At 73.1% G+C, this 22,973-nt stretch carries 19 protein-coding genes and 2 pseudogenes; 7 read left to right on the forward strand and 14 right to left on the reverse strand.

Annotation, left to right across the window (positions count from 1 at the left end; all coding sequences use genetic code 11):
• Nucleotides 1–136 precede the first annotated feature (136 nt).
• Nucleotides 137–391 (reverse strand): helix-turn-helix domain-containing protein, encoded by a 255-nt coding sequence (locus CUT83_RS17605; protein WP_101256807.1) that lies wholly within the window; start codon nucleotides 389–391, stop codon nucleotides 137–139.
• Nucleotides 391–888 (reverse strand): DUF2975 domain-containing protein, encoded by a 498-nt coding sequence (locus CUT83_RS17610; RefSeq protein WP_101256808.1) that lies wholly within the window; start codon nucleotides 886–888, stop codon nucleotides 391–393. Before CUT83_RS17610 ends, CUT83_RS17605 begins: the two co-directional genes overlap by 1 nt.
• A gap of 578 nt (nucleotides 889–1,466) precedes the next feature.
• On the opposite strand from CUT83_RS17610, the pseudogene CUT83_RS17615 reads away from it, so the two are divergent.
• Nucleotides 1,467–1,928: pseudogene (locus tag CUT83_RS17615) on the forward strand (type 2 periplasmic-binding domain-containing protein); the annotation flags it as partial.
• 9 nt (nucleotides 1,929–1,937) lie between these two features.
• Here CUT83_RS17615 and CUT83_RS17620 read toward each other — a convergent pair.
• On the reverse strand, nucleotides 1,938–2,540 hold the full coding sequence (locus tag CUT83_RS17620; RefSeq protein ID WP_101256809.1) for a dihydrofolate reductase family protein: 603 nt from the start codon (nucleotides 2,538–2,540) through the stop codon (nucleotides 1,938–1,940).
• The gene (locus tag CUT83_RS17625) at nucleotides 2,537–3,391 is read right to left on the reverse strand and encodes a metalloregulator ArsR/SmtB family transcription factor (RefSeq protein WP_101256810.1); all 855 of its coding nucleotides are present in this window, start codon (nucleotides 3,389–3,391) and stop codon (nucleotides 2,537–2,539) included. The genes CUT83_RS17620 and CUT83_RS17625 overlap by 4 nt, the downstream gene beginning before the upstream one ends.
• A 348-nt stretch (nucleotides 3,392–3,739) precedes the next feature.
• Here CUT83_RS17625 and CUT83_RS17630 point away from each other — a divergent pair.
• The 4 genes and pseudogenes from CUT83_RS17630 to CUT83_RS17645 form a co-directional block, all read left to right on the forward strand.
• Nucleotides 3,740–4,702: pseudogene (locus CUT83_RS17630) on the forward strand (alpha/beta hydrolase); the annotation flags it as partial.
• 350 nt (nucleotides 4,703–5,052) lie between these two features.
• Nucleotides 5,053–5,622, forward strand: coding sequence for a TetR/AcrR family transcriptional regulator (locus tag CUT83_RS17635; RefSeq protein WP_101256812.1), 570 nt, complete (start codon nucleotides 5,053–5,055; stop codon nucleotides 5,620–5,622).
• 109 nt (nucleotides 5,623–5,731) lie between these two features.
• Nucleotides 5,732–6,970 carry an SGNH/GDSL hydrolase family protein gene (locus CUT83_RS17640; RefSeq protein WP_101256813.1) on the forward strand — a complete coding sequence of 413 codons (1,239 nt, stop codon included), beginning with the start codon at nucleotides 5,732–5,734 and terminating at the stop codon, nucleotides 6,968–6,970.
• Complete coding sequence (locus tag CUT83_RS17645; protein ID WP_143688586.1) at nucleotides 6,967–7,290, forward strand: hypothetical protein; 324 nt, start codon at nucleotides 6,967–6,969, stop codon at nucleotides 7,288–7,290. The genes CUT83_RS17640 and CUT83_RS17645 overlap by 4 nt, the downstream gene beginning before the upstream one ends.
• Before the next feature lie 104 nt (nucleotides 7,291–7,394).
• On the opposite strand, the gene CUT83_RS17650 is transcribed toward CUT83_RS17645, so the two are convergent.
• A complete protein-coding gene (locus CUT83_RS17650; RefSeq protein ID WP_143688587.1) occupies nucleotides 7,395–7,817 on the reverse strand; it encodes a CBS domain-containing protein in 423 nt (140 codons plus the stop codon).
• Nucleotides 7,818–8,065: 248 nt separating this feature from the next.
• Nucleotides 8,066–9,196 (reverse strand): DUF3103 family protein, encoded by a 1,131-nt coding sequence (locus CUT83_RS17655; protein ID WP_101256816.1) that lies wholly within the window; start codon nucleotides 9,194–9,196, stop codon nucleotides 8,066–8,068.
• A gap of 323 nt (nucleotides 9,197–9,519) precedes the next feature.
• Between CUT83_RS17655 and CUT83_RS17660 the strand changes: the two genes are divergently transcribed.
• The gene (locus CUT83_RS17660) at nucleotides 9,520–11,175 is read left to right on the forward strand and encodes a YhjD/YihY/BrkB family envelope integrity protein (RefSeq protein ID WP_158239028.1); all 1,656 of its coding nucleotides are present in this window, start codon (nucleotides 9,520–9,522) and stop codon (nucleotides 11,173–11,175) included.
• A 13-nt stretch (nucleotides 11,176–11,188) separates the two neighbouring features.
• Here CUT83_RS17660 and CUT83_RS17665 read toward each other — a convergent pair whose 3' ends face one another.
• The 3 genes from CUT83_RS17665 to CUT83_RS17675 are packed head-to-tail and all read right to left on the reverse strand — an operon-like array spanning nucleotide 11,189 to nucleotide 14,650.
• Nucleotides 11,189–12,682 carry a phytoene desaturase family protein gene (locus CUT83_RS17665; RefSeq protein ID WP_101256818.1) on the reverse strand — a complete coding sequence of 498 codons (1,494 nt, stop codon included), beginning with the start codon at nucleotides 12,680–12,682 and terminating at the stop codon, nucleotides 11,189–11,191.
• A gap of 1 nt (nucleotide 12,683) precedes the next feature.
• Nucleotides 12,684–13,808, reverse strand: a complete 1,125-nt coding sequence (locus CUT83_RS17670) for a glycosyltransferase family 2 protein (protein WP_101256819.1) — start codon at nucleotides 13,806–13,808, stop codon at nucleotides 12,684–12,686.
• Complete coding sequence (locus CUT83_RS17675; RefSeq protein WP_101256820.1) at nucleotides 13,805–14,650, reverse strand: carotenoid biosynthesis protein; 846 nt, start codon at nucleotides 14,648–14,650, stop codon at nucleotides 13,805–13,807. The genes CUT83_RS17670 and CUT83_RS17675 overlap by 4 nt, the downstream gene beginning before the upstream one ends.
• Nucleotides 14,651–15,244: 594 nt before the next feature.
• On the opposite strand from CUT83_RS17675, the gene CUT83_RS17680 reads away from it, so the two are divergent.
• Nucleotides 15,245–17,959: a cation-translocating P-type ATPase gene (locus tag CUT83_RS17680; protein WP_101256821.1), complete on the forward strand. Its 2,715-nt coding sequence runs from the start codon at nucleotides 15,245–15,247 to the stop codon at nucleotides 17,957–17,959.
• A 60-nt stretch (nucleotides 17,960–18,019) separates the two neighbouring features.
• Here CUT83_RS17680 and heR read toward each other — a convergent pair whose 3' ends face one another.
• The 5 genes from heR to CUT83_RS17705 form a co-directional block, all read right to left on the reverse strand.
• On the reverse strand, nucleotides 18,020–18,802 hold the full coding sequence (gene heR, locus CUT83_RS17685; RefSeq protein ID WP_165869436.1) for a heliorhodopsin HeR: 783 nt from the start codon (nucleotides 18,800–18,802) through the stop codon (nucleotides 18,020–18,022).
• A 179-nt stretch (nucleotides 18,803–18,981) separates the two neighbouring features.
• A complete protein-coding gene (locus CUT83_RS17690; RefSeq protein ID WP_101256822.1) occupies nucleotides 18,982–20,022 on the reverse strand; it encodes a vWA domain-containing protein in 1,041 nt (346 codons plus the stop codon).
• A gap of 63 nt (nucleotides 20,023–20,085) precedes the next feature.
• A complete protein-coding gene (locus CUT83_RS17695) occupies nucleotides 20,086–20,331 on the reverse strand; it encodes a hypothetical protein (RefSeq protein ID WP_101256823.1) in 246 nt (81 codons plus the stop codon).
• 390 nt (nucleotides 20,332–20,721) lie between these two features.
• On the reverse strand, nucleotides 20,722–22,215 hold the full coding sequence (locus CUT83_RS17700; RefSeq protein ID WP_101256824.1) for a SulP family inorganic anion transporter: 1,494 nt from the start codon (nucleotides 22,213–22,215) through the stop codon (nucleotides 20,722–20,724).
• The gene (locus tag CUT83_RS17705; protein ID WP_101256825.1) at nucleotides 22,212–22,790 is read right to left on the reverse strand and encodes a carbonic anhydrase; all 579 of its coding nucleotides are present in this window, start codon (nucleotides 22,788–22,790) and stop codon (nucleotides 22,212–22,214) included. Before CUT83_RS17705 ends, CUT83_RS17700 begins: the two co-directional genes overlap by 4 nt.
• Between the last annotated feature and the right edge of the window lie 183 nt (nucleotides 22,791–22,973).

Consider the following 22,973-nt stretch of genomic DNA (forward strand, 5'->3'; position numbering starts at 1 on the left):
TGTGCGCTGCCTGCCCGGAACAGCACCGTTCCGGGCGGCGTACACCACCGGGATCGGCGCGGACGGGTCCGGGTGGCCACCGCCGTGCGCCCTGTCCGCGAGCGGCCCTGCGGTGAGCGTGCTCATGCCCCCTCGGTCACGGGTGCCCGACTCCGCGCGCAGCGCTGTCCTCGGTGTCCTCGGCGCCCCCGGGCTCCCAGCGCAGCAGGTCCCCCGGCTGGCATTCGAGCACCTCGCAGAGCGCGGCGAGCGTGGTGAAGCGCACCGCCTTGGCCCGTCCGTTCTTGAGCACCGCCAGATTGGCGGGCGTGATCCCGACCCGGTTCGCGAGTTCACCCACGGACATCTTCCGTCTGGCCAGCATCACGTCGATGTCGACGGTGATCGGCATCAGATCACCTCCTCCAGTTCGGCCCGCATCCGCGCCGCCTCGACGTCCCGTGCCACGGCCTGGGCGAGCAGCATGCGCAGCACGAGCACGACGAGCGCCACCCCGAAGACCGCCAGACAGCCCCCGCCCAGCAGAAGGACTACACCCGGAGCCACTGCCTCACCCGGCGCGAGGAGCACCCCGAGCGCGAACACCAGGAGCGCGGCCGCGACGAAAGCGCCGATCACGATGTGCACGTACCGGAAGGCGGCGTGGGAGAACACCGTCCCGCGCCGCACCATCGTCACCAGTCGCCACACGCAGACCAGGACGACCTGGACCGTCACGATGCCCAGGACCGTGATCAAGAGGAACGGGGCGCGCAGATGGGCGAGTTCCGGGCCGAGCTCCTCCAGGTCGGCGGCCAGCAGCGGCACCATCACCGCCTGTACGAACACCGAACCGGTGAGCAACGCCGCGAGTACGGCACGCAGTGCGAGCACCGCCGACTTTCCCATCACATCTCCTCCTGTCGAGCAACGACAGGAATCTATCGAAATTCGATAGGGGTGGCAAGATGCTCCGCCCTTGGATCCCAATGCGCCCGGGGAGCGGATCCAGGTGATCCGCTCGGTGATCACACCGGTGAGCCCGGGCATGCGGACCCGGTGGTGCCGGGGCGCGCGGGCGGACGGCCTCCGGATCGCGGAAGCTTCACGGCGATCGCACATCACCCGGCGCGGTGGCGCGCACCCGGCGTTTCAGCGATCGCCACGCCCTGCCCGGCCGCCACCGTCGCCGGGTGGTGGCCGGCGGATCCGCGGGGACGGAGGACGCGCCGGCGATCAGAGTGTGGCCGACGACGGTCGGCAGGATGCGGTGCGAGGGGTGCGCTGGGCGGGTTCTTCCGGAAGCTGACATGGATTCAGCTTCGCCGGACTTCCGGGGCCGGGTCCAACACCTGTTCGCCGGTCACTCAGGCGGTGATGTTGTGAATCGCGGGCGGTGGTGGGCAATGGACCCGTGCGCGGCGACGCCAACCCCCGGTTGCTGCGGTCCTTCGTGGCCGTCGCGGAGGAGCTGCACTTCACCCGTGCCGCCGCCCGCCCTGCCCCGGGTGCCTCTGGACGCACTGGCCGGTGAGACGGTGTACGCGGCGGCGGGCAACGAGGACACCACCGAGTGGACGGATCTGGCGCGGACGCTGTTCGCGGGGCACGGCATCAGGCTTGCCCCGCCCTTCCCCGAGATCGAGGGCGAGGCGGAGTTCGGCCGGATAGTCCGCAAGCAGGGCTGGTCGGTGCTGGCCAACGTGGAGTTCTCGGACGTGCCGGAGATGGCCCTGCGCCCGTTGACCGATCCGGTGCCGCCGGCGCCCGTCTCCATGGTCTGGCGCCGTGGTCTGCGTCATCCGGGCCTGGGACACCTGATCGGCGCGGCCCATGAGCTGGGCGCCGCCGAAGGCTGGCTGGAGCGTCCCGCCGGCTCCTGGCTCTCCGAGGACGATCTGCCGGTGGTGGCCGGGCGTGGCGCAGGCGGTGCCGCCCGAGCCGGATGACCGTCCGGCTCAGCGGACCCGGTCGTAGACGAGGGCCAGCGTGCCGTGCTCGCCCGCGGCCTGGCCGGCGAGGGCCCACCGCCCCGCGGGCAGGCCGTCGTCGAACAGGCGCGGCCCGCCGCCGAGGAAGACCGGGAAGACCGTGAGGGCCAGCCGGTCCACCTCGTCGGCGGCCAGCAGCGCCTTGATGACGCTCGCGCTGGAGAGCACCAGGATGTCTCCGCCCTCTGTGGTCCTGAGGTCCGAGACCACTTCGGCGGCAGGCCCGTCGACGACCGCCGTCCGCTCCCACGGAGCCTCCTTGAGGGTGGAGGAGAGGACCACCTTGTCGGCGTCGACGAGCCACTTCGCGAAGGCCTCGTCGCGCGGATCGGCGCCCTCCATGCCGATGACGGTGGGCCAGAAACCCAGGAATCCCTCGGCGTTGACCCGTCCGAGCAGGGCCGTCGTCGCCGGCTCGCGGAGACCGGCCATGTGGTCGCGGGCGACGTCGGTGTGGGCGTAGGGCATCACCCAGCTCATGTCCAGGGGGTTGTCCGGCGCGGCGTAGCGGCCGTCGAGGGAGAGGGCCATGTTGGCGACGACCCTGCGGCCGGAGGTCTGCTCGGTCACTTGGTACTCCTTGTGTCGGTGCCGGTGGTTTCGTGTGTGTCCGCGGCGAGGGCCGCCGCGAGTTTGCCGAGGCTCTGGCCGAAGCCGATCTCGATGCCCGCGACGAAGTCGGCGGATTCGACGGTGCTGTCGGTGATCCGGTAGTGGACGTCCAGGTCCGTACCGGTCCCGGTGGGCCGCAGGCCCAGGTCGATGTGGGCGGTGAAGGCGAGGCCGCCGTCGGGAAGCAGTGGGGAGAGCCGGTAGGCCAGACGCTCCCCGGGGCGCACATCGTCGACGACGCCTTCCGCGCGTCCGGCGATCGGGGCGGATCCGTCGGCGTCCTCGGCCTCGCGGTACTCGTGGACGATCCGTCCGCCGGGCCGTGCCTCGAAGACGAGCTCGGAGACGCGGAGGTCGTCGGGCTTCCACCACCGGGCGAGCAGAGGGGGCTCGGTCAGGTGGCGCCAGACCAGTTCGGGGCGTCCGACCAGCGGCTGGAGGAACCGGAACGAGCGGCCGTCGGCCCACCCCGGCCCCTGCGCGGCGAGCCGCTCCGCTCGGAGGCTGGATCCGTAGCGGTCGTAGGTCGTGCGCGGGCCGCCGGCTCGGTCCGCGGTGTCGGCGAGCCGGCCGAGCTCGGCCGCCAGTTCCCTCAGGGGACCGGGGCGGAGCGCGTAGATACGGCGCCGGCCGGAGCGCTGGGAGATGACGATGCCGGCGCGTTCCAGGGTCTGCAGGTGCTTGGTCGTCTGCGGCTGGCGCGCCTCGGCGAGCTGGGCGAGGACACCGACCGAGCGGGGCCGCTCGGCCAGCAGGGTCACCAGCCGCCTGCGGGCCGGGTCGGCCAGCGCGGTGAGAAGTGCGTCCACGGGAGGAAGTATTCTCCGAAGGGAATATTCGTGTCAAGGAATATTCCGGAGACCGGCCGGACCGCACCGGAACCCGGCCGCCCTGCTGGTCGTGGAGCCGGCCCCGCCGGCTCGCCCCCGTCGGGCGGGATCCGTCACCGCCGCGTGAGACCGCGACGCGGTCCGTCGCGCCAGGGCGCGTAGGGACCAATCTCCGGTGGACGGGGCGGCGGACGGTACGGGTCTGCCGTCGGAGTGTGTGAGGAGGCCGTCCGGGTCGGTATCAGGGGCGGTGTCCGTGGCATGCCGGATGCCGGCGGGCCCCGGCCCGGTAACCGTGAAGGCATGACTCAACGCACTCGTGCTCGTATGCGCCTCGGCCTCGTCGCGCCGGTGGCCGCCCTCGTGCCGGTCCTCGGACTGCTTCCCGCGGCGGTGTTCCCCGCCGGGGACGCCCCGACCACCGTCTCCGCGTCCCATGAGCCTCCGGCGACCGGCTCCCAGCGTCCGGCCCGTGTCGTCGGCGAGGAACGGATCGGCCCTCGTCTGCTCGATCTGACCATCCGTTCCCCGGCCCTGGCGGGCACCGGAAAGGTACGGCTGCTGACCCCGGACGGATGGGACTCGCGCCGTCCCGGCGACCGCTGGCCGGTGCTCTACCTGCTGCCCGACGGCAGCGGGGACTACCGCACCTACAACGACGACTACCGCATCGAGGAGTGGCCCGAACTGCGCGGGACGCTCGTCGTCGTGCCCCAGATGCCGTTCTACGGCTTCTACAGCGACTGGTGGAACGGAGGGGAGGGCGGCGCGCCGGCCGTGGAGACCTTCCACCTCGACGAGGTGGTCCCCATCCTGGAGCGCGACTACGGGGCCGGACGGCAGCGGTCGATCGCCGGGCAGTCGCAGGGCGGGTACGGGGCCGTGAAGTACGCGGCGCGCCGCCCCGGGATGTTCGAGGCGGCCGCCAGTTTCGGCGGCTTCCTCCACCCCCTCCAGTACCCCGAGGCGGTCGGCGGCGGCGCAGAGTACCTCGGTGTGCCGTGGCGGAGGATCTGGGGCGACCCGGTCCGGCAGCGCCACGTCTGGGAGCGCAACGATCCCTACCACCTGGCCGAACGGCTCCGCGGTACGCGGGTCCACATCGCCGCCGGGGACGGCACCCCGGGCGCCCTCGACCCGCCGGGCACCGAGCCGGACCCGGACATCCCCGGACTGGCGGACCTGGCGCCGCTCTACCAGGACGAGGTGATCTCGCTGACCGAGGCCGTCATGGGGGACGAGTCCCGCACCGTGGCCCGCCGCCTCCAGGAGGCCGGAGTCGACGTCACCACGCACTTCTACCGGGGCACTCACAGCCCGCCGTACTGGGAACGCGAACTGCGCCGGGTCCTGCCGGTACTGCTCGACCCGTGAGGCCGCGCCGCCCGTCCGGCGCTCCGGGTGGAAGGTACGCCGGCGGCCGGTGGCGAACCCCCGGTCAGGACCTGCCGGACGTGGTGATCCAGGCAGGCCCTGACCGGCGCGCCCGCCGTCGGTGATCGGAGACGGCCCGCGCCGCATCCCGGACAGGGGACCGCGTCCCAGGAGCCGCGCACCGAGCACGCTCCCTTATGGGATAAGCCTATTGCCTAATGGGTATAGTTTTTTGCATAATCGCTTCAGGGTAAGGAGGGGAGACCATGGCGAGGGCAGGACTGACCGGGGAACGTCTGGTCCGGGCGGGAGCGGAGCTGGCCGACGAGGTCGGTTTCGAGCATGTGACCGTCTCGGCGCTCGCCAGGCGGTTCGGCGTCAGGACCGCGAGCCTGTACTCCCACCTGGAGAACTCCCGGGAGCTCAGGACCGGGATCGCCCTGCTGGCCCTGGAGGAACTCGCAGACCGGGCCGCCGACGCCCTGGCCGGGCGAGCCGGCAGGGACGCCCTGGAGGCCTTCGCGAACGCCTACCGTGACTACGCACGGGAACACCCCGGCCGCTACGCCGCGGCACGGCTGCGACTCGACCCGGACACGGCGGCCGCGAGCGCCGGGGGCAGACACGCGCAGATGATGCGCGCGATCCTGCGCGGCTACGACCTGGCGGAACCGGAGCAGACGCACGCCGTCCGGCTGCTGGGCAGCGTCTTCCACGGCTACGTCAGCCTGGAGGCGGCCGGCGGCTTCAGCCACAGCGCCCCCGGCGCGCAGGAGAGCTGGGCCTGGGCGCTGGACCGCCTCGACGCCATGCTGCGGGGCCGGTCCGCCGGCTGAACACCGCCGCCGGCCCTCACGACCACCTGTGCGTGACCGTGAGGGGTTCTGTACCGGCGCACGTACAAGCCCTGGACAACCCGACCGACCCCGACCGACGGACTGCGCCATGAACAACACCGAACACGACCGGATCGCCACCACCGTCACCACACCCGTCACCGCGGACCTCCTGCGCGGAGCCCTCGACCTGGAGCGCACCGCGCGAGGCGTCCTGCCGCACCGGCTGCCCGCCCGGGCCCGCGCCCAGTGCACCGACGGGCAGCTGGCCATGGCCGAGTCCCAGCCCTCCGGGGTCCGGCTGGTCTTCCGCACCCGTGCCACCGCCGTCGAGCTGGACGTGCTGCCCACCAAGCGGGTCTACACCGGCGCCCCGCCCCGCCCCGACGGCGTCTACGACCTGCTCGTCGACGGCCGCCTTGCCGGCCGGGCCAGTGTGGCCGGCGGCGACACCCTGACCATCGACATGGCCACCGGCACCGCCGAGCACCGGCCCGGCCCGGTCGGCACGCTTCGCTTCACCGGCCTGCCTGGCGAGGCCAAGGACGTCGAGATATGGCTTCCGCACAACGAGACCACCGAGCTGGTCGCCCTGCGCACCGACGCCCCCGTTGAGCCCGCACCGGAGCGGGGCCGCGCGGTGTGGCTGCACCACGGCAGTTCCATCAGCCACGGTTCGGACGCCGCGAGCCCGACCACCACCTGGCCCGCGCTCGCCGCGGCCCGCGCCGGGGTGGAGCTGGTCAACCTGGGGTTCGGCGGCGGAGCCCTGCTCGACCCGTTCACCGCCCGCACCCTGCGCGACGCCCCCGCCGATCTGATCAGCGTCAAGATCGGCATCAATCTGGTCAACAGCGATCTGATGCGTCTGCGGGCCTTCGTTCCGGCCGTCCACGGCTTCCTCGACACCATCCGCGAGGGCCGGCCCACCACACCGCTGCTGGTCGTCTCGCCCATCTGGTGTCCCATCCACGAGGACACCCCCGGTCCCAGCGTCCCGGACCTCACCGCCCTCGGCGCCGGGCGGCTGAGCTTCCGGGCCGCGGGCGATCCCGCGGAACGCGCTCAGGGGAAGCTGACCCTGGGCGTCATCCGGGAGGAGCTGGCCCGGATCGTGGCGCGGCGGGCGGAAGAGGACGCGAACCTGTACCACCTCGACGGCCGCCGCCTCTACGGCCGGACCGACGCGGCCGAACTGCCGCTGCCCGACCGGCTCCACCCCGACGCCGCCACTCACCACCGCATCGGCGAGCGCTTCGCGGAGCTGGTCTTCGCCGCCGGGGGCCCCTTCGCGCACCGCGGCGCCGTCGCCGAAGCCGGCCCCGCCGCCGAAGCGGCCGGCTCGTGAGCACCCGCCGGAGGATCGCGGCGGGGTGGGCCGTGCTGTGCCTGGCCGGCCTCGCCGCCACCTCCGCCCTGGAGGCCGAGCCGTCCGCGGACACACCGTCCTCCCCGGGCAGGGAGCCGGCGCCGGCCGCCACATACACCGTCGACTGCCGGGAGCTCGCCGGCGACATCGCATGGGCCCGCGCCGAGGCCGAACGCGGGCGACGCGAAGCGCTCGACCCGTCCGCGACCCCGGTGCGCCCGTCCACGACCCTCAGGAGCATGCTGGTGCCGCGGGAGTGCGTGGACGAATTCGAGGATCGCGGCCTGATGACACGGTGAGCACGGCGTGTCCCGCGATCCCGCCCGTCCGGTCTGAGGCGGCGCTGTGGGGCGGTGGGACGTGGGCCGGGGGCGGAACAGGGCGGGTCTCCCCTCGCCCCGGTTCATCCCTGGGCGAGGAAGTACTCCATCAGCCGCGCCGCGGTCACCGCGCCCACCGTCCGCGTCCGCTCACCGTCGTTCTCCACCACCGCCACCAGCGGCGTGTGCGTCGTGGCCATCAGCGCGGCGATCCGGACGGCGCTGGTGTCACGGCCCACCACGGCGGGGACGGTGCCGTGCCGGGGGATCCACTGTGCCACCGTGAGCCCGTCGAGCCTCTCCGCCAGGCGCTCGACATGGTCGTCCCGCAGGACGTCCACCAGGACCGGCTCGTTCAGGACGAAGTCCGGCACGGCGGCCCTCAGCAGCTGTGACCCGGGCACCACCGCGTACGGCTGCTCCTCGGGATCCACCACCAGCAGTGCCGGCAGGCGCCGCTTGGCGAACAGCCGGGCCGCCGCCATCGCGTCGTCATCGGTCGACACCCACGGATAGGGATCAGCCAGATCGTAGGCACGCACAGCTCGGCCACCTCGCTTTCCCGGTCGGCACAGGCGCACAGGAGGGAGGCCGGGGCTCGGGCGCACGACATGCGCTTCGCGGCCTCCAGGTCTTATTGTCCCGTCTCCGTGCCGGTAACGGCCGGCGAGAGAGCGGTGCCCCGGCATCGGCCGGCCGCCCGGGGAAGTCCCGGGCGGCCGGCCGGGCGGACACGAGCCCTTTGAGGCGGGACCTAGAAGGCCGACACCCAGTACGGCTCGAGCGTCATGGTGCCGTTGCCCCGCGCGCCCCTGAACGAGCCCGCGCTGTTCCGGGCGAGGGTGTACCAGGAGTCCACGTAGTCGGGATCGTCGGTCCACCAGTGGTCGGGCATGGCGTCCAGTACGGCGTTGACCAGGGGGGTGTAGGCGCCCATGTCGATGATGGTGAGCAGGGCGCTGGCGAGGGCCTTGGCGAGCGACCGGTAGTTGGTGCCGCTGTCCTCCTCCATCATCACGACGTCGGCGAGGTTGTACTTGTAGTACGACCAGTTCACCAGGATCTGGTTGGGCTGGTAGGTCCTGCCGTCCTCCTCCAGGTACGGCATGTCGACCGGGTCGACGCGTACCCTGCCGTCCGGGCCGAAGCCGGTCACCAGCGAGAAGATCTCGGCATCGCCCTTGATCCAGGGCTCCTCGTCGTCGGACAGCCTCACGGAGGTGATACGGCTTGTCCAGAAACCGTCGCTCGCGGTGCTCACGGAGTCCACCGGGCCGGCTGTGGAGAGGCCGTGCCGGGCGAGTTCCTCGCGCAGGACGGCCATGCCCGCGGTGACGGCCCGCTCGGCGTCGACGCCGACCACGTAGACGGGGCGTTCGGGGAGCCGGTGCGTGTCCAGCGTGTGGGTGCGGCCCGCGCTGTCGTAGGCGGTGACCGTCGTGGCGCTGTCGTCGGCGGGGGCGGCCGCCACCAGCGGTTCGGCTCCGGCCTCGAGCGCCTCGCGCATCGACTCGTCGGCGAGGCGGAGCCGCAGCAGGGGGCCGGTCTCGGTGCCGAGGCCCTTGGCCGCCGCCAGGTCCCGGTCGGCGTCGGCGACCATCGATCGGAAGTCCTTCGCGACCGGTGAGGAGGCCTTCCTCGCGAGGTCGCCGAGACCGACCCCGTCCGAGGCGAGGGCGGCCTCCTCGATCCGGGCCTGCCAGGCGGGGTCGGAGAGGGAGGCGGCCAGTGAACGGGCGGTGCCGTCCTCGATCGCGGTGACGGTCGCGGGGCCCCGGGATGTGGCGGGCGGCGGGGAGGCCGAGGCGGCCCCCTGGACGCCGCCGAGGCCGAGGGCGAGGAGGGCGGCGCACACGACTGTGTTCCTGAACCGGTGTCTGACCACGCGGGTCTCCTGTGGAGGGACGGGGTGGGTGGGTGAGAGGCGGTGCACGGACGCAGACGGCCTCTTCTATGCGGGTAGAAGCCGCCGCGTGGCCCAGAATGACGATGACATGCCAAAGCGACAAGGGGTGGGATCAAGACATCCCCGGCCCGGCCGGGAGACCCCGGATGCGCCGCGAAATCCCCGCCGCCCGCCCCGCGGTCCCGTGCCGGGGCCGCGGCGAAGGCATGTGTGTCCACGGGGGGACCGCTGTCGCGCGGTGCCCTGTGTATCGTCACCGCAAAGCGCTCATACGCCTCATAGCGGATGTGGAGGAGCGATCGGTGCCGACTGGTGTTGCGCACACAGGACGGGGTGCGCTGCGCGTGCTCGTCCGCGAGGTGCGTGACGGCCTGCACGGCAGGCAGGTGGCCCTGGTCGCGGCGGGAGTCTCCTTCTTCGGAATGATCTCCGTCGTCTCCCTGGCACTGCTCCTGCTCCGGCTGTGCGCGTTCGCGACCGGCGCGGACGGCACCCGGCAGGCCGTGGCGCAGATCGCGGACGCGCTCCCCCACGGGCACGGGGTACAGACGGGACTGCGGACCCTGGCCGAGGCGGCGGTCGGGCTGTCCTGGCCCGCTCTCGCCATCGCCCTGGTGCCCGCCACCGTGTACGGCGAAGGGCTGCGCCGGGGATTTCTGCAGCTGTCCCCGACGGCGGCGGAGGAGGACACCTTCACCGGCTGGCGGGGCAGGCTGGGGCTGGTGCCCGCACTCGTGGCGGCCCCGCTGCTGATGGGCGCCGTCCTGTACGCCGGCCCGGCGCTGGCCCGGCTGGCCGAAGCCGGCGGCCGGCCCGCCGCCCTGTCCGCCTTTCTCGCCTTCCACCTGCTGTGGGTCCTGCTCTCCACGGAAGTCCTCCTGGTCTTCCGGTTCGTCGGCGTCGGCGCAGCCGCTCCCCGGGCGACCGTCCCGGCCGCGTTCGTGACGGGGGCCTTCCTGTGCGGTTTCCTCGGCGGCTTCGTGGTGTTCCTGGCCATCCCGGTCGACTGGAGCCTGCCGTTCGGAGGACTCGTCGTCCCCGGCGTCACCGTGGCACTGGGTCTGTGGCTGTACCTGCTGCACGCGGTCCTGCTCGTCGGCTACCAGCTGATGCTCTGTCTGGACGGCCGCACGGAACCCCTTCTCACGATGTTCCGGCCCCTCCGGAGGGGCCGGGTACCGGGCGACCGCCCGGCCGGTGAGCCGGCCCCGCGGCCGCGGGCGCTTCGGACCGCGGCCGCGGCCGCGAGGCAGCGCTTCCGCGGCCGCGGGGCGGTGTCCACAGGGTCCGGCACGCGCGGCCGCGACGACGCCCTGGCCCGGTGGGCCGAACTCCATGGAGGGCACGATCCCTCCGGCAGCGCTCTGGCCTCGGCGTGGGTGGTGCTGGTCCAGCGCTGCGCCTCCACACGTCCGCTCCGCGCCCTGCCGCCCGACCTTCTCTCGCTGGCCGGGCCCCTCGCGGTCACCGCCGCCGTGGCACTGGCGGCCGAGGGCGGCCGCTGGCCGCTGGCGGCCTGCGCGCTCGTCGTCCTGTCGGGCCTGTTCGACGGGCTGGACGGCGCGGTCGCCGCGATCACCGGCCGGGCCCGCCCGCTGGGCGCCGTGGTGGACGCCCTGGCCGACCGGGTGGCGGACCTTCTGCTCGTCGCGGTCCTGTACGTCCTGGGGGCGCCGGCCTCCTGGTGCCTGGCGGCCGCTTTCCTGACCCAGCTGCACGAGTACGTCCGGGCCCGGGCCAACGCGGCGGGAATGCGCGGAGTCGGAGCGCTGAGCATCGCCGAACGGCCGCTGCGGGTCGTGCTGTGCGCGGTCGCCTGCCTGGGCAGCGGCCTGCTGCCCGACGGCACGCCGGGGACGGGGTGGGACTGGGCGACGGTGTGCGCGGTGTGCTGGACGGCGGCCGGAGCCGTCGGCTTCGCACAACTGGCGGCCGGGGTGGCGCGGGCGCTGAGATAGCGGCTCCGCGCGGTCAGGCGCCACCGATCTGGGCCGCGGCGATCTCCGCCGACAGCGCCACCAGCGGAAGGCCGCCGCCGGGGTGGGCGGATCCGCCGACGAGGAAGAGCCCGGGGACGGGGGAGCGGTTGGCCGGCCGGAGAAGAGCGGCGCGGATGCCGTTGGAGGAGGTGCCGTAGATGGCGCCGCCCGGGCTTTCGGTCTCGCGTTCCAGGTCGGCGGGGCTGCGGGCCTCGTACCACAGCAGGCGCGGGCGCACGTCCGCGCCGCGGGCGGCCATGATGTCCAGGATCCGCTCGGCGTAGGACTCCTTGAGTCCCGGGACGCTCCAGTCGACGGTGCCGGGTGCTCCCCGCTGTCCGTGCCGGGGGGCGTTGACCAGGACGAACCACGCCTCGTGCGCGCCATCGGGACGCAGCGCGGCGTCGTCCGGCGCGCTGATGTACACCGCCGGGTCGGCGGCGGGACGGGCCCGGGCACCGAAGACGGCGTCGAACTCCGCGTCGTAGTCCGCCGGAAACAGGACCCGGTGATGCGGTGTCCGGGGATCCCGACCGCGCAGCGCGAGCAGGAGGACGAACCCGGACAGCGAGGGCCGCGCCCGCGTGAGGGCGCTCAAGGGCCGGCGACCGCGCCGGTCCGCCGCCAGACGTCCGTAGAGGACCGCGGCGTCGATGCCGGAGACGACGACGTCCGCCGCCGCCGTGGCGCCGTCCGCCATGCGGACCCCGGTGACGCCCCGGCCCGAGGTGTCCACCGCCGCGACCTCGCAGCCGTAGCGGAACCGCACCCCCAGCTCGGCGCAGCGCCGCTCCACGGCCTCGGCCAGCAGGCGCAGACCGCCGGGAACGTACCAGCTGCCGTAGTGCTGCTCCACGTACGGGACCACCGACATCACGCCGGGCACGCGCCGGGGATCGGAGCCGCTGTAGGTGGCGTAGCGCTCCAGCCACATGCGCAGCCGGGGATCGTGCAGATACCGCCGGCCGGTGCCCCGCAGGGTGCGCCAGGGGGCGACGGCGGCCAGGCCGCGGGGACGGACCGAGTGGCGCAGCAGTCCCGCCGGGCCGCCGAGCGGCCGCCGCAGCACGTCCTCGCCCACCAGCCGCCACAGCTCGCCGGAGGCCGCGTGCAGCCGGGCCCACTGCGCTCCGGCGCCTTCGCCCAGGGCGTCGTCCAGCGCGCCGGGCACCAGGCGCGGATCACCGGGCATCGCCAGACGGGTCGCGTCGGCGAACCGGTAGACGCAGGCCGACTCCACCGGCCTCAGCGGTACGCAGCGCTCCAGGGGCGCGCCGGTGTCCGTGAACAGCCGGCGGTAGACCTCGGGCATGGTCAGCAGCGACGGCCCGGTGTCGAAGACGAAACCGTCCCGGCGCACGGTGCCGAGCTTCCCCCCGCACACGGCCGCCCGCTCGTACACGGTGACCCGGTGCCCCTGCCGGGCGAGCCGGGCGGCAGCCGCCAGGGCGCCCATGCCGGCACCGATCACGGCGACGCGGGCCACCTCAGCGCCCCCCTCGCAGCGGTCTGCCCTTCCACGTCAGCGTGGAGCGGCGGTGACCGAGCCAGGACCGCGCCGTCAGTGCCACCAGCAGGCTCACCGAAAGCGGGTGGGCCAGCGCGTCCGGCCAGCACCGCCCGCCCGTGCGCCGCGCGGTCAGCGCCCGCCCGGCCACGGCCGCGGCGTATCCGGCCGCACCCCATCGCGACCCCCGCAGCGCCGCCAGCGGGGGCACCACATAAGCCCAGGCCAGGAGGGCGCACACCGCCGCAGCGCCACCGCCGGACCCGAACGCCGCCCACAGGGACTTTCCGTACCCCTCACGCAGATCGCGCCAGTCGTCGTACATCCGGCACCGCGCGATCCGGCTGCCGTCCACGATCCCGCCCCGGCCACCGGCCCGCTTCAGTGCCCGGATGAGCGCCATGTCCTCCAGGACCTCGTCCGTGACCGCGGCGAAACCGCCGCAGCCGTGCAGGGCGGCGGCGTCCACGACGAGGAACTGGCCGTTCGCCGCGGACAGCGCCGGCCGCGGCGAGGTCTCCGCCCGCCGCAGCGGCAGCGCCGTGAGCCACGACCACTGCAGCAGCGGCTGGACGAGCCGGTTGGCGGATCCCTCGGCGATCTGGCGGGGGAAGGGGGAGACCAGATCGAGTCCGGCCGAGCGCAGCAGGGCGACCGAGGACGCCACCGCATGCGGCGCGAGCACCACGTCCGCGTCCACGAAGACCAGTACGCCGCCCCGCGCGAGCGACGCGAGCTGGTGGCAGGCGTGGGCCTTGCCCGGGGCACCGGCTTTCGGCGCCGTGCCGCGCACGACCCGGGCGTGCCGGTACGGTCCGCACAGACGGCGGACCACGTCACCGGTGCCGTCGGTGGACTGGTCGTCGAGCACGATGACCTCTGCCCGGGGCACCCGTTCCTGCGCCAGCAGGGACCGCAGCGCGGGGCCGACACGCCCGGCCTCGTCGCGCACCGGCATCAGCAGGGACACATGCTCGGCCGCAGGCGGCGGATCCACCGGCGGGGTCCGCAGGGCCCTGCTGTTCCAGACGCTGTGCACGGCACCGGCGACCGCCAGCACCGACCCCGCCGCGACCGCCGCCCGCGCGAGACCGGGCCGGCTCACCCCCGTCTCCCGGCGGCGCCCACCATCCGCAGGGCCAGCGGCACGGCGACCAGGCCCATCAGCACTCCCCCCACCAGCGCCACCCGCGGGCGGCCGAAGAAGACCAGACAGGCCGTCACCGAGGAGGCGTAGGTCCACAGGTACAGCACGACAGCCGGGCTGCCGGGCGTACCGTTCCGGGCGGGCCGCCGCACCGGGCGCCGGGAGACGGCGTCCACGGCGGCGACCATGACCACGGACACGGCCACCCACCCGGCGAAGTTGGTCAGCGGTACGCCCTCCACGCCCGGTAGCCCCGGACGGGGATGCGACCAGACCCAGTGACCGGCGTCGACCATCTGCGGATCGAGGAAGACGTCCCAGGACGCCAGGGCCCATCCCCCCACCACCGCCGTCCGCACCCGGGACGCGGGCGCACCGGCACGCCCGCGGTTCCCGGCCAGTACGCGCCCCGCCTCCAGAGCGGGCCAGGCCATCATCATCCAGGCGAGAGGCACCACCACCGGCACCCCCGCCACGCCCGGTCCCAGGGAGCCCGTGTAGTGGTAGGAGCCGAACGGAAAACCCGTACGCACCCCCACGGCCTCCACCGCCAGGCCCCCCAGCCCCGCCACCGTGAACAGCGCCAGCGGGCCCCGCACGCCGTGCCGCAGCGCGGCGGCCGCGAGGGACGCCAGACAGAAGACCGCCACGCCGGCGACGGTGAGCGCATCGCGCCACGGACCGGATACGAGCGGGTAAGGAATCTGGCACAGCACGGCGGCCGCGGCCAGCGCCCAGGCGGTCCGCCGGCCGGCTCCGGGCCCACGGCGCAGCGCCGGCCGTCCCTGTACCTGAACCATGCGACGAGCATAGGGAGACGGACCGGCCCCACCACCGAGGCGGCGAGACCGGCACCGCGGGCTTCACCGGTACGGACCACACGACGGCGCGACGCCCGCGACCCCCTCAGTAGGCGCAAAGGCCCGCGCGTACGAGGATGCCGATCGCGTGTCGTGGTGGACGTGTCCGGCGGCCGGCCGCGCCCGGGTATCCGGCAGGAGCCGGCGGGTATCCGGGCACCGACGCCGCTGCTCTCCCGGTCCGTGCGCGCCGGTGCCGGTGCCCGGGGTCTCCCTGGGTCCGGCAGAGGCGATAGAACTGAGACAACGGACAGAAGCAACAGAACCGGCAGGCCCGACCGGCCCCTTGGGAACCTGTCGGCCCCCGGCCGGAGCGAGCGGCGTCGCCGAGGCCGGGAGACGCGGAAGGCCCCTTGCCGGCGGCCTTCCGGGGCGGGAGAGCGAGAGGAGTGACCTGATGACCGCCGAGGAGGACGGCTTCGCCGCCCGTCCTCGGAGCATCCGCTGCCCGGCGCGGCTCCGTCACCCGGCCGGTTTCCGATGCACCACTCCTCCCACCCTGTCGCCGTCCTGCGCGTAAAGGAGCAATTGATCATGGTCCAGCAGCCACCCGGCACGGCCCCGCCGCATGCCCTCGAACCGGTGGCCGACGCCCACCTGCGCGATGCGGCGCAGGTGGCCGGGCTCCTCGGCGTGGACCCGTCCGCGGGCCTGCCCGCGCAGGAGGCGCAGCGGCGGGCCGCCACCTGGGGCACCAACTCGCTGGCCGAACCCGCCCGCCGGTCGCAGCTGATGCGCCTGCTGGACCAGTTCCGCAGCTGGCTGATCGGCATTCTGCTCGCCGCCGCGGTCATCGCCGGCGTCATCGGCGAGATCAAGGACGCCATCGTCATCACCGCCGTCCTCTTCCTCAACGCCGTCATCGGCTACCTGCAGGAACGCCGTGCCGAGCGCAGCCTGGAGGCACTGCGGCAGATGCTGGTGCCCACCGCCCGGGTGCGCCGTGACGGACGGGTGCAGGTGGTCCAGGCCCGCACCCTGGCGCCAGGTGACGTGGTCCTGCTCGAAGCCGGCGACCGCATCCCGGCCGACGGCCGCCTGGTGGTCGCGGAGTCCGTCGAGGCCGCCGAGGCCACACTGACCGGCGAGTCCCACCCCGTCGCCAAGTCGACCGCCCCCGCCCCGGCCGATGACGAGGACCCGGTGCCCGTCGCCGAACGCACCGGCATGCTGTTCATGAACACCGCCGTGACCCGCGGACGCGCCGAGATGGTCGTGACCGCCACCGGCATGCGCACCGAGGTCGGCCGGATCGCCGCGGCCCTGCGCACCGGCACCGAACCGCCCAGCCCGCTGCAGGTGCAGATGGACAGCCTGGGCCGGCGCCTGGCCCTGATCAGCGGCATCGCGGTGGCCGCCTACGCGATCGCCTCCCTGGTACGCGGAGAGGACCTGGCCGACCTCGCACTGCGCGCCGTGGCACTGGCGGTCGCCGCGATCCCCGAAGGCCTGCCCGCCGTCCTCGCGCTCACCCTGGCCCTGGGCGTGCACCGGATGGCCCGCCGGGGTGCCATCGTCAAGCGCCTGGCCTCCGTGGAGGCCCTCGGCTCCGCGACCGTGGTGTGCAGTGACAAGACCGGCACCCTGACCCTGAACGAGATGACCGCCCGGGCCCTGTGGTCGGCCGGGCGCTTCTACGAGGTGACCGGCGACGGCTACGGCACCGCCGGCAGCGTGCGCCCGGCCGGCACCGGGACGCCGACCGCGGACCCGCGGGAGGCGGCCCTGCCGTTCGCGCTGTGCAACGACGCCCGTCTCAACGGCGACGGCATCATCGGGGACCCCACCGAAGCCGCCGTGCTCGTGCTCGCCGCCAAGACCGGCCTCGACCCCGAGACGCTGCGCACCCGCACACCGCGAACCGGTGAGGTGCCCTTCGACCCGGCCGCCAAGTACATGGCCACCTTCCACACCGAGGCCGACGGGTCCACCCGCATCCACGCCAAGGGCGCCGTCGACGTCCTGCTGGACCGCTGTACCCACCTCCTGACCGAGCGGGGTCCCGTCCCCATGGACGACGAGCGGCGCCGGGAGGTCATGGCCGCCGCCACCCGGCTGGGCGGACAGGGCCTGCGCGTCCTGGGCGCGGCCACCGCCACCCCCGGCCGATCGCAGCCGCACCAGGTGGCGGGGCTGACCCTGACGGCGGTCGCCGGGATCGCCGACCCGCCCCGAGCCCAGGCCCGCGACGCCGTCGCCCTGGCCCAGGACGCCGGCGTCACCGTCAAAATGATCACCGGGGACCATGCCGACACCGCCGCCGCCATCGCCCGCGAACTCGGCATCACCGGCGATGTCGTCACCGGCGCCGAACTGGCCCGGATGAGCGGCGAGGAACTCGCCTCGCGCGTCGACGGGATCGGGATCTTCGCCCGCGTCGCCCCCGAGCACAAGGTCACCATCGTCCGCGCCCTCGCGCAGCGCGGCCACATCGTGGCCATGACCGGAGACGGGGTCAACGACGCCGCCGCCCTGCGCGCCGCGCACATCGGCGTCGCCATGGGCATCACCGGCACCGATGTCGCCAAGGAAGCCGCCGACATGGTGCTGACCGACGACGACTTCTCCACCATCGTCCGGGCGGTGCGCGAGGGCCGTTCCATCTACGACAACATCACCACCTTCGTCCGCTTCCAGCTGTCCACCAACGTCGGCGCCATCCTCACCCTGCTCGCCACCGTGCTGGCCGGGCTGCCCGCCCCCATGAACGCGATCCAGCTGCTGTGGGTCAACATCATCATGGACGGGCCGCCCGCCATGGCCCTGGGCATCGACCCACCGCGGGACGGCATCATGCGCCGCCCGCCCCGGCCGCCCGGCGAGCGCATCCTGGGCGCCCGCCGGCTGGGCGCCGTCGCCCGCGCCGGCGCGGTCATGGCCACCGGCACGCTGGCCGTCTTCGCGGCGGCCCGGGACCTCACCGATTCCGCGACCGCCGCGACCATGGCCTTCACCACGTTCGTGCTCTTCCAGTTGTTCAACGCGCTGAACGCACGCAGCGAGGACGGCCCCGTCCTCGGCCGCCACCAGCTGCGCAACCGCACTCTGTGGGCCAGCCTGGCGGCCGTCCTCGTGCTGCAGATCGTCGCCGTGCAGGTTCCCTTCGCCCACGGTGTCTTCGACACCGTCCCCCTCACGCCCGTGCAGTGGGGCGTGTGTCTGGCCACCGCCTCCACCGTGCTGCTGGCAGAGCACCTCTGGCGCGTCCTGCGGGCGGGGCGGAGCCACGCGGCACGGCGGGTCGGGTAAGACCTCTGCGCCGGGCCCGGCCGCGGACACGGCCGGGCCCGGCACAGAGGCGCTCCGGGCTCAGCCGGCCAGCGAGCCGGCGAAGATCTGCCAGGCCAGAAGCGACTTCGCCACGAGGCTGAGGACCAGATAGGCCTTCTCGCCGTACGCGTAGTCGGACCACCGGCCGACTCCGCGGTACTGGAGCCACTGGTTGAGACCGAAACTGAAGAACAGGGCGGCCTGGACGAGGACGATCCCGTAGACGAAGCCGGGGACGGTCTCGGCCGCGACGATGTTGTACGCGATCGAGATCCACGGCGTCACGCCCACCAGCGTCCCGAACCAGAAGGGAAGCATCGTGGTCGCCGCCCGCCCCGGCGGGTTCGTCATCTCCTCGACCCAGCCGAACAGGATCATCCCGACATTGGCTCCGATGACGGCGATGACGGCGTTGACGTTGGTGATGCCCGAGTAGAAGCCGATGAGGAGCACCATCAGGGTGGCGCTCAGCGCGTACTCCAGCCACCGGAACCGGTTGATGCCGCGCCTGAGGTCGCGTTCGTAGACGCCGCGGAACACCGTCGCCGTCAGCAGGTGGTCCAGTGCCGCCAGGGCGAGGAAGACGGCGACGGCCCAGCCGATCGGCACGTCGAACAGCGCTTCGGGGGCGGGCGCGGCCGTCCCCGGCGGCCCCTCGGGTACGGAGGAGGTGACGGTGATCGAGAAGCTCCCGGCGAGGAGCACGACCGCCGCGGCCTGTGCCAGGTGCAGCAGCGTGAGCCCCAGATTCCACGCGCGGAGCCCGGCCAGGCGTTCGGCGGTGACACCGGTGGCCACCGCCGTGCCGTCCTGTCTCCTCATGGTCTCTCCCGGGCTCGACGCCACCGCACCTCTGCATGGTCGTACCGGCCCGGGCGGGAAGCACGGCAGTCACGGCACCGCCCCGCCGGAAGTCACCGGAGTGGCCCAGGGACCGCCGGCTCCGTCCCGGCGGGGCGCCGGGACGGGCGGAGTCCGGGGAGCGACGGGGTTCTGAGGCGTCAGAGCATGAGCAGCAGCCGCGTGTTCGGTACGAGTTTCCGGTTCACACTGGTGCTCTGCACGAAGATCGTGAAGTCGTCGTTGTGGTCCGGCTTGACGCGCACCTCCACGTCAGGCAGGCCGAGCAGGGCCCGGGCCTCGGGTCCGGTGTACACCCGGTCCGTCTTCTTCTCCAGCACCGCGATCTGCTTTTGCGCCTGGATCTTCTCCGACTTGCTCAGCTGGTAGAACGCGCCACCGGTGCGGTAGGTGTGCCCGCATTCGACGACCCAGTCCCGGATCGCCGCTTCACGGGCCACCGGTATCAGCTGGTACTTCGAAGCGTCCACCGGGGTGAGGCCGGCCGCCTTGATGGTGTCCTTGTTGACCGTCTCCGCCCCCGTGGAGAACACCGCCCGCGACCCCCGGATACCCCGGGCGCGGCCCACCATGAAGTTCTCGGTGGCCTGCCGGATGACCTGTCCGGCCTCCTCCAGGCCCTGTGTGCTCGTGGCGTCCCAGATGGCGATGTTGTCCTTCGGGAAACCGCACTGCATGGCCTCGCGCCTGCCCATCTGGTCCGGTACGAGGACGGCCAGTGTCCAGTTGTCCTCCTGCGTCCTGATCATCTCGGCCACGGCCCGGACCAGCTCCCGCGGATTCCTGTCCGGGGCGTCCGGGCAGCGGTGGCTCGCGTTCTCCTGCCCGTCGGTGAGCACGAAGGTCAGGAAGCTGTGGTCTCCGTACAGTTGGGCCGTCTGCGCCAGCTCCCGCTGCGACTTCAGCGCGGCCGCCAGCAGAGCCGTCATTCCCCCCACCCGGTACAGCTGCTTCAGCGACGGCATCCGCAGCACGTCCTTGTCGTAGATGACGCACTCCACCCTGTCCGCGAAGACGTACACCGTGACGCGGGTCTCCTGGTCGAGCTCCCGCGACCGGCGGGCCAGGTAGGCGATCTGCTGGTCGGCGACTTCGACGACCTTGTGACTCAGGTGCGACATGGACGAACTGGCGTCCAGCACGAGAGCGACGTGGTTGATGTAGTTCTGGCTTCCGGACATGACAGCTCCCCCTCTTCTTGCCGACTGGATGCCATCACCGTCTCACCCGCCACTGACAGTCGATCATGGTTCTCCGGCCGGAGTCGCGACAGCGGTCTCGTCTGCGGCGGCGTGCAGCCCAACCACACACGGCAGGTTGCCGCCGTCAGCACCCGCTGTGTCACCTGGCCGCGCGCCTTTGCCGAGGCCCTGGCGCTCCTCGCGTCGGCGCGCGAGGTGGACGGTGATGTCAGCGACGATCCCGAGCGTCTCGGGCAGCACTCGCGCGATCCGGCTGAACACCTGCTCGTGCTCCGCGTCCGGCAGCACCCACCGTCAACCGCCTTTCGGTGACGGACTGCCGGACATCGGTGAACGATGGGGAGCGCCGGAGTTCCGTGCCCGGCCACCGCATGGCACATCCCGAGGGAGTCCCGTCGGGGGAGGGGACCTCGTCGTTCCCCAGGAACGGTGCCCGCGCCGTTCCGGCTGCCGGTGCGGCGGAGCCGCGGTACGGCCGGGCCAGGCATCGGACAGTGCGGGCTGCGGGCGGCGGTCCCGTGCCGCTTCGCCGGGCCGACGCGCCTGCCCCGGGCCGATGCGGGCGCGTCGGCCCGGGGCGTCAGGCGGTCGTCCTCGTCCGGCTGTCCGGCTGTCCGGCGGGCCGGCTGCCGTCGGCCCGCCGGAACAAGGCGAGCCGCGCCCTCCGGTCCCCAGTGGTCAGGCAGCCAGGAGGCGCACCGGATCGACACCGGCCGTGGTGTGCCGTTCGGCCCAGCTCTCCAGCGCCGAGCGGCAGGCATGGTCCAGGTGGTGCAGTCCGGACAGGTCCAGCTCGATCGGACGGTCCTGGGGAAGGGCCTCCAGAGTGTCGAGGATCTTCGGCAACCGCAGGAAGGTCGCGTTTCCGGACAGGTGCGCCTGGACGGGGCCGGCGCCCTTGTCGACGACCTCCAGCTTGATGTGCGAGGCGTCCCAGGCTGTCTTGACGACCGACAGCACCAGACCGATCAGCACGCCCTCGAACATGTTCACGGCCACGATCGAGACGGCCGTGACCACGAGGATCAGGGCCTCGCCCCGGTTCCCCCGCCACAGGGCGGCGACCCGGCGGAACGGGATCAGTTTCCAGCCCGCGTGCACCAGGATGCCGGCGAGGGCGGGGATCGGGATCAGTGCCAGGGCCGAGGGCAGCAGCGCCGCGAACACCAGCAGCCATACACCGTGCAGCACTCGTGACGCCTTGGTCCTCGCACCCGCCCGGACGTTGGCCGAGCTGCGCACGATCACCGCGGTCATCGGCAGTGCGCCGAGCACGCCGCACACGGTGTTGCCCGCGCCCTGAGCGATCAGTTCCCGGTCGTACCGGGTCCGCGGGCCGTCGTGCAACCGGTCCACGGCCGCCGCGCTGAACAGGCTCTCCGCCGAGGCGATCAGGGTGAAGGCGAGGACGGTGCCGACGAACGCCGGATTGGCCAGCTCGGCGAAGGCGTCCGCCCCGGGCGGCTGGATCACGCCGAGCAGGCCCTGGACCTCCACCGTGGCGACCGGCAGGGAGAAGACCGCCGAGGCGGCGGTGGCCAGCAGTACCGCCGCGAGCGCGCCGGGCACGGCCCGCGCCCTCCTGGGCATCCGCTGCCACAGCACGACGACGGCGACGGTGCCCGCGCCGACCGCGATCGAGATGAGCGTCGAGGCGCTGCCGAGGGCGTCGACCAGAGCCTCGGGCATGCCCAGGATCTTGTCGACGCCGCTCTCCGGAGCGGTGGTGCCCGCGGCCGCGTACAGCTGGCCGGCGATGATGACCAGGCCGATGCCGGCGAGCATGCCCTCGACCACGGACAAGGAGATCGCCCGGAACCAGCGGCCGAGGTTGAGCGCGCCCATCCCCAGTTGGAGCAGTCCGGTCGCCAGCACGATCACGCCGAGCGCGGGCAGCCCGAACTGGCCGACGGCACCGAGGACCAGCACGGTCAGGCCTGCGGCGGGGCCGGACACCTGAAGGCTGCTTCCCGGCATGAGACCGGTGACGATGCCGCCGACGATCCCGGTGACCAGGCCGAGTTCGGCCGGAACCCCTGAAGCGACCGCCACGCCGACGCACAGCGGGAGCGCCACCAGGAAGACCACCAGGGAGGCGGTGAAGTCCTGCTTCAGGTGGGGGAACCCGGTCGTGGCGCGCTTCCCGTCCGCCGTGCCCCTACCCGCCCTCACAGCGCCTCGAAGGTGTCGGTCTGCGGACGGTGCGCCAGGACCGCGCCGGTGTGCACCTCGTAGTACCAGGCGTGCAGGCTCAGCTCGCCGCTGCCGAGTCTCTCGGCCACGCACGGGTAGGACCGCAGGCGCAGCACCTGGGTCAGGACGTGGTTCTGCACTCCCTCGGAGACGGCCGGGTCCTGAGGGTCTCCCTTGGGGCAGGGAGTGGCGTGGTGGAGCCAGTCGCGCACGGCCGACACGGCGTCCAGGTCGTCGCCGCGGACCAGAGCGCCCACCGCGCCGCAGTGCGAGTGACCGCAGACGACGACATCCTTCACCCCGAGCACTTCCACGGCGTACTCGATGGTGGCCGCCTCGCTGGTGGGACGCTCGAACGTGTGGGGCGGAACGATGTTGCCCGCGGTGCGCAGTTCGAAGAGTTCGCCGGGGCCGGCGCCCGTGATCAGGGCCGGTACGACCCGGGAGTCGGCGCAGGTGATGAAGAGCACCTGCGGGGTCTGGCCTTCGGCGTGTGCGGCGAATTCCTTCGAACGCTGCCCGAACACGCGGGCATGGTCGATGAAGGGTTGCATGTGGTGAATCCTCCTGGCGCGTCGTGGGGGCGCGTCGGGCACGCACGGTAGGGATCGGGGCGTCTCTCGCCCGTGTCAGCGGCGGAAGGCCTGAAGAGCCGTCGGCGGCATGGAGAGACGTGAGCGTGAGGCATCGGACACGGCCGGCTCGTGGCCGGTCACCGGGTTCCGGGTGGGAAGCGT

Source organism: Streptomyces barkulensis (genome assembly GCF_002843305.1).
In the GTDB taxonomy this organism is placed as follows: Bacteria; Actinomycetota; Actinomycetes; order Streptomycetales; family Streptomycetaceae; genus Streptomyces; species Streptomyces barkulensis.

Coding starts and splice junctions, on each gene's coding strand:
- heR (WP_165869436.1), bottom strand. CDS start 18,802: ATGAGGAGACAGGACGGCACGGCGGTGGCCACCGGTGTCACCGCCGAA.
- CUT83_RS17640 (WP_101256813.1), top strand. CDS start 5,732: ATGAACAACACCGAACACGACCGGATCGCCACCACCGTCACCACACCC.
- CUT83_RS17680 (WP_101256821.1), top strand. CDS start 15,245: ATGGTCCAGCAGCCACCCGGCACGGCCCCGCCGCATGCCCTCGAACCG.
- CUT83_RS17675 (WP_101256820.1), bottom strand. CDS start 14,650: ATGGTTCAGGTACAGGGACGGCCGGCGCTGCGCCGTGGGCCCGGAGCC.
- CUT83_RS17605 (WP_101256807.1), bottom strand. CDS start 391: ATGCCGATCACCGTCGACATCGACGTGATGCTGGCCAGACGGAAGATG.
- CUT83_RS17610 (WP_101256808.1), bottom strand. CDS start 888: ATGGGAAAGTCGGCGGTGCTCGCACTGCGTGCCGTACTCGCGGCGTTG.
- CUT83_RS17635 (WP_101256812.1), top strand. CDS start 5,053: ATGGCGAGGGCAGGACTGACCGGGGAACGTCTGGTCCGGGCGGGAGCG.
- CUT83_RS17705 (WP_101256825.1), bottom strand. CDS start 22,790: ATGCAACCCTTCATCGACCATGCCCGCGTGTTCGGGCAGCGTTCGAAG.
- CUT83_RS17690 (WP_101256822.1), bottom strand. CDS start 20,022: ATGTCCGGAAGCCAGAACTACATCAACCACGTCGCTCTCGTGCTGGAC.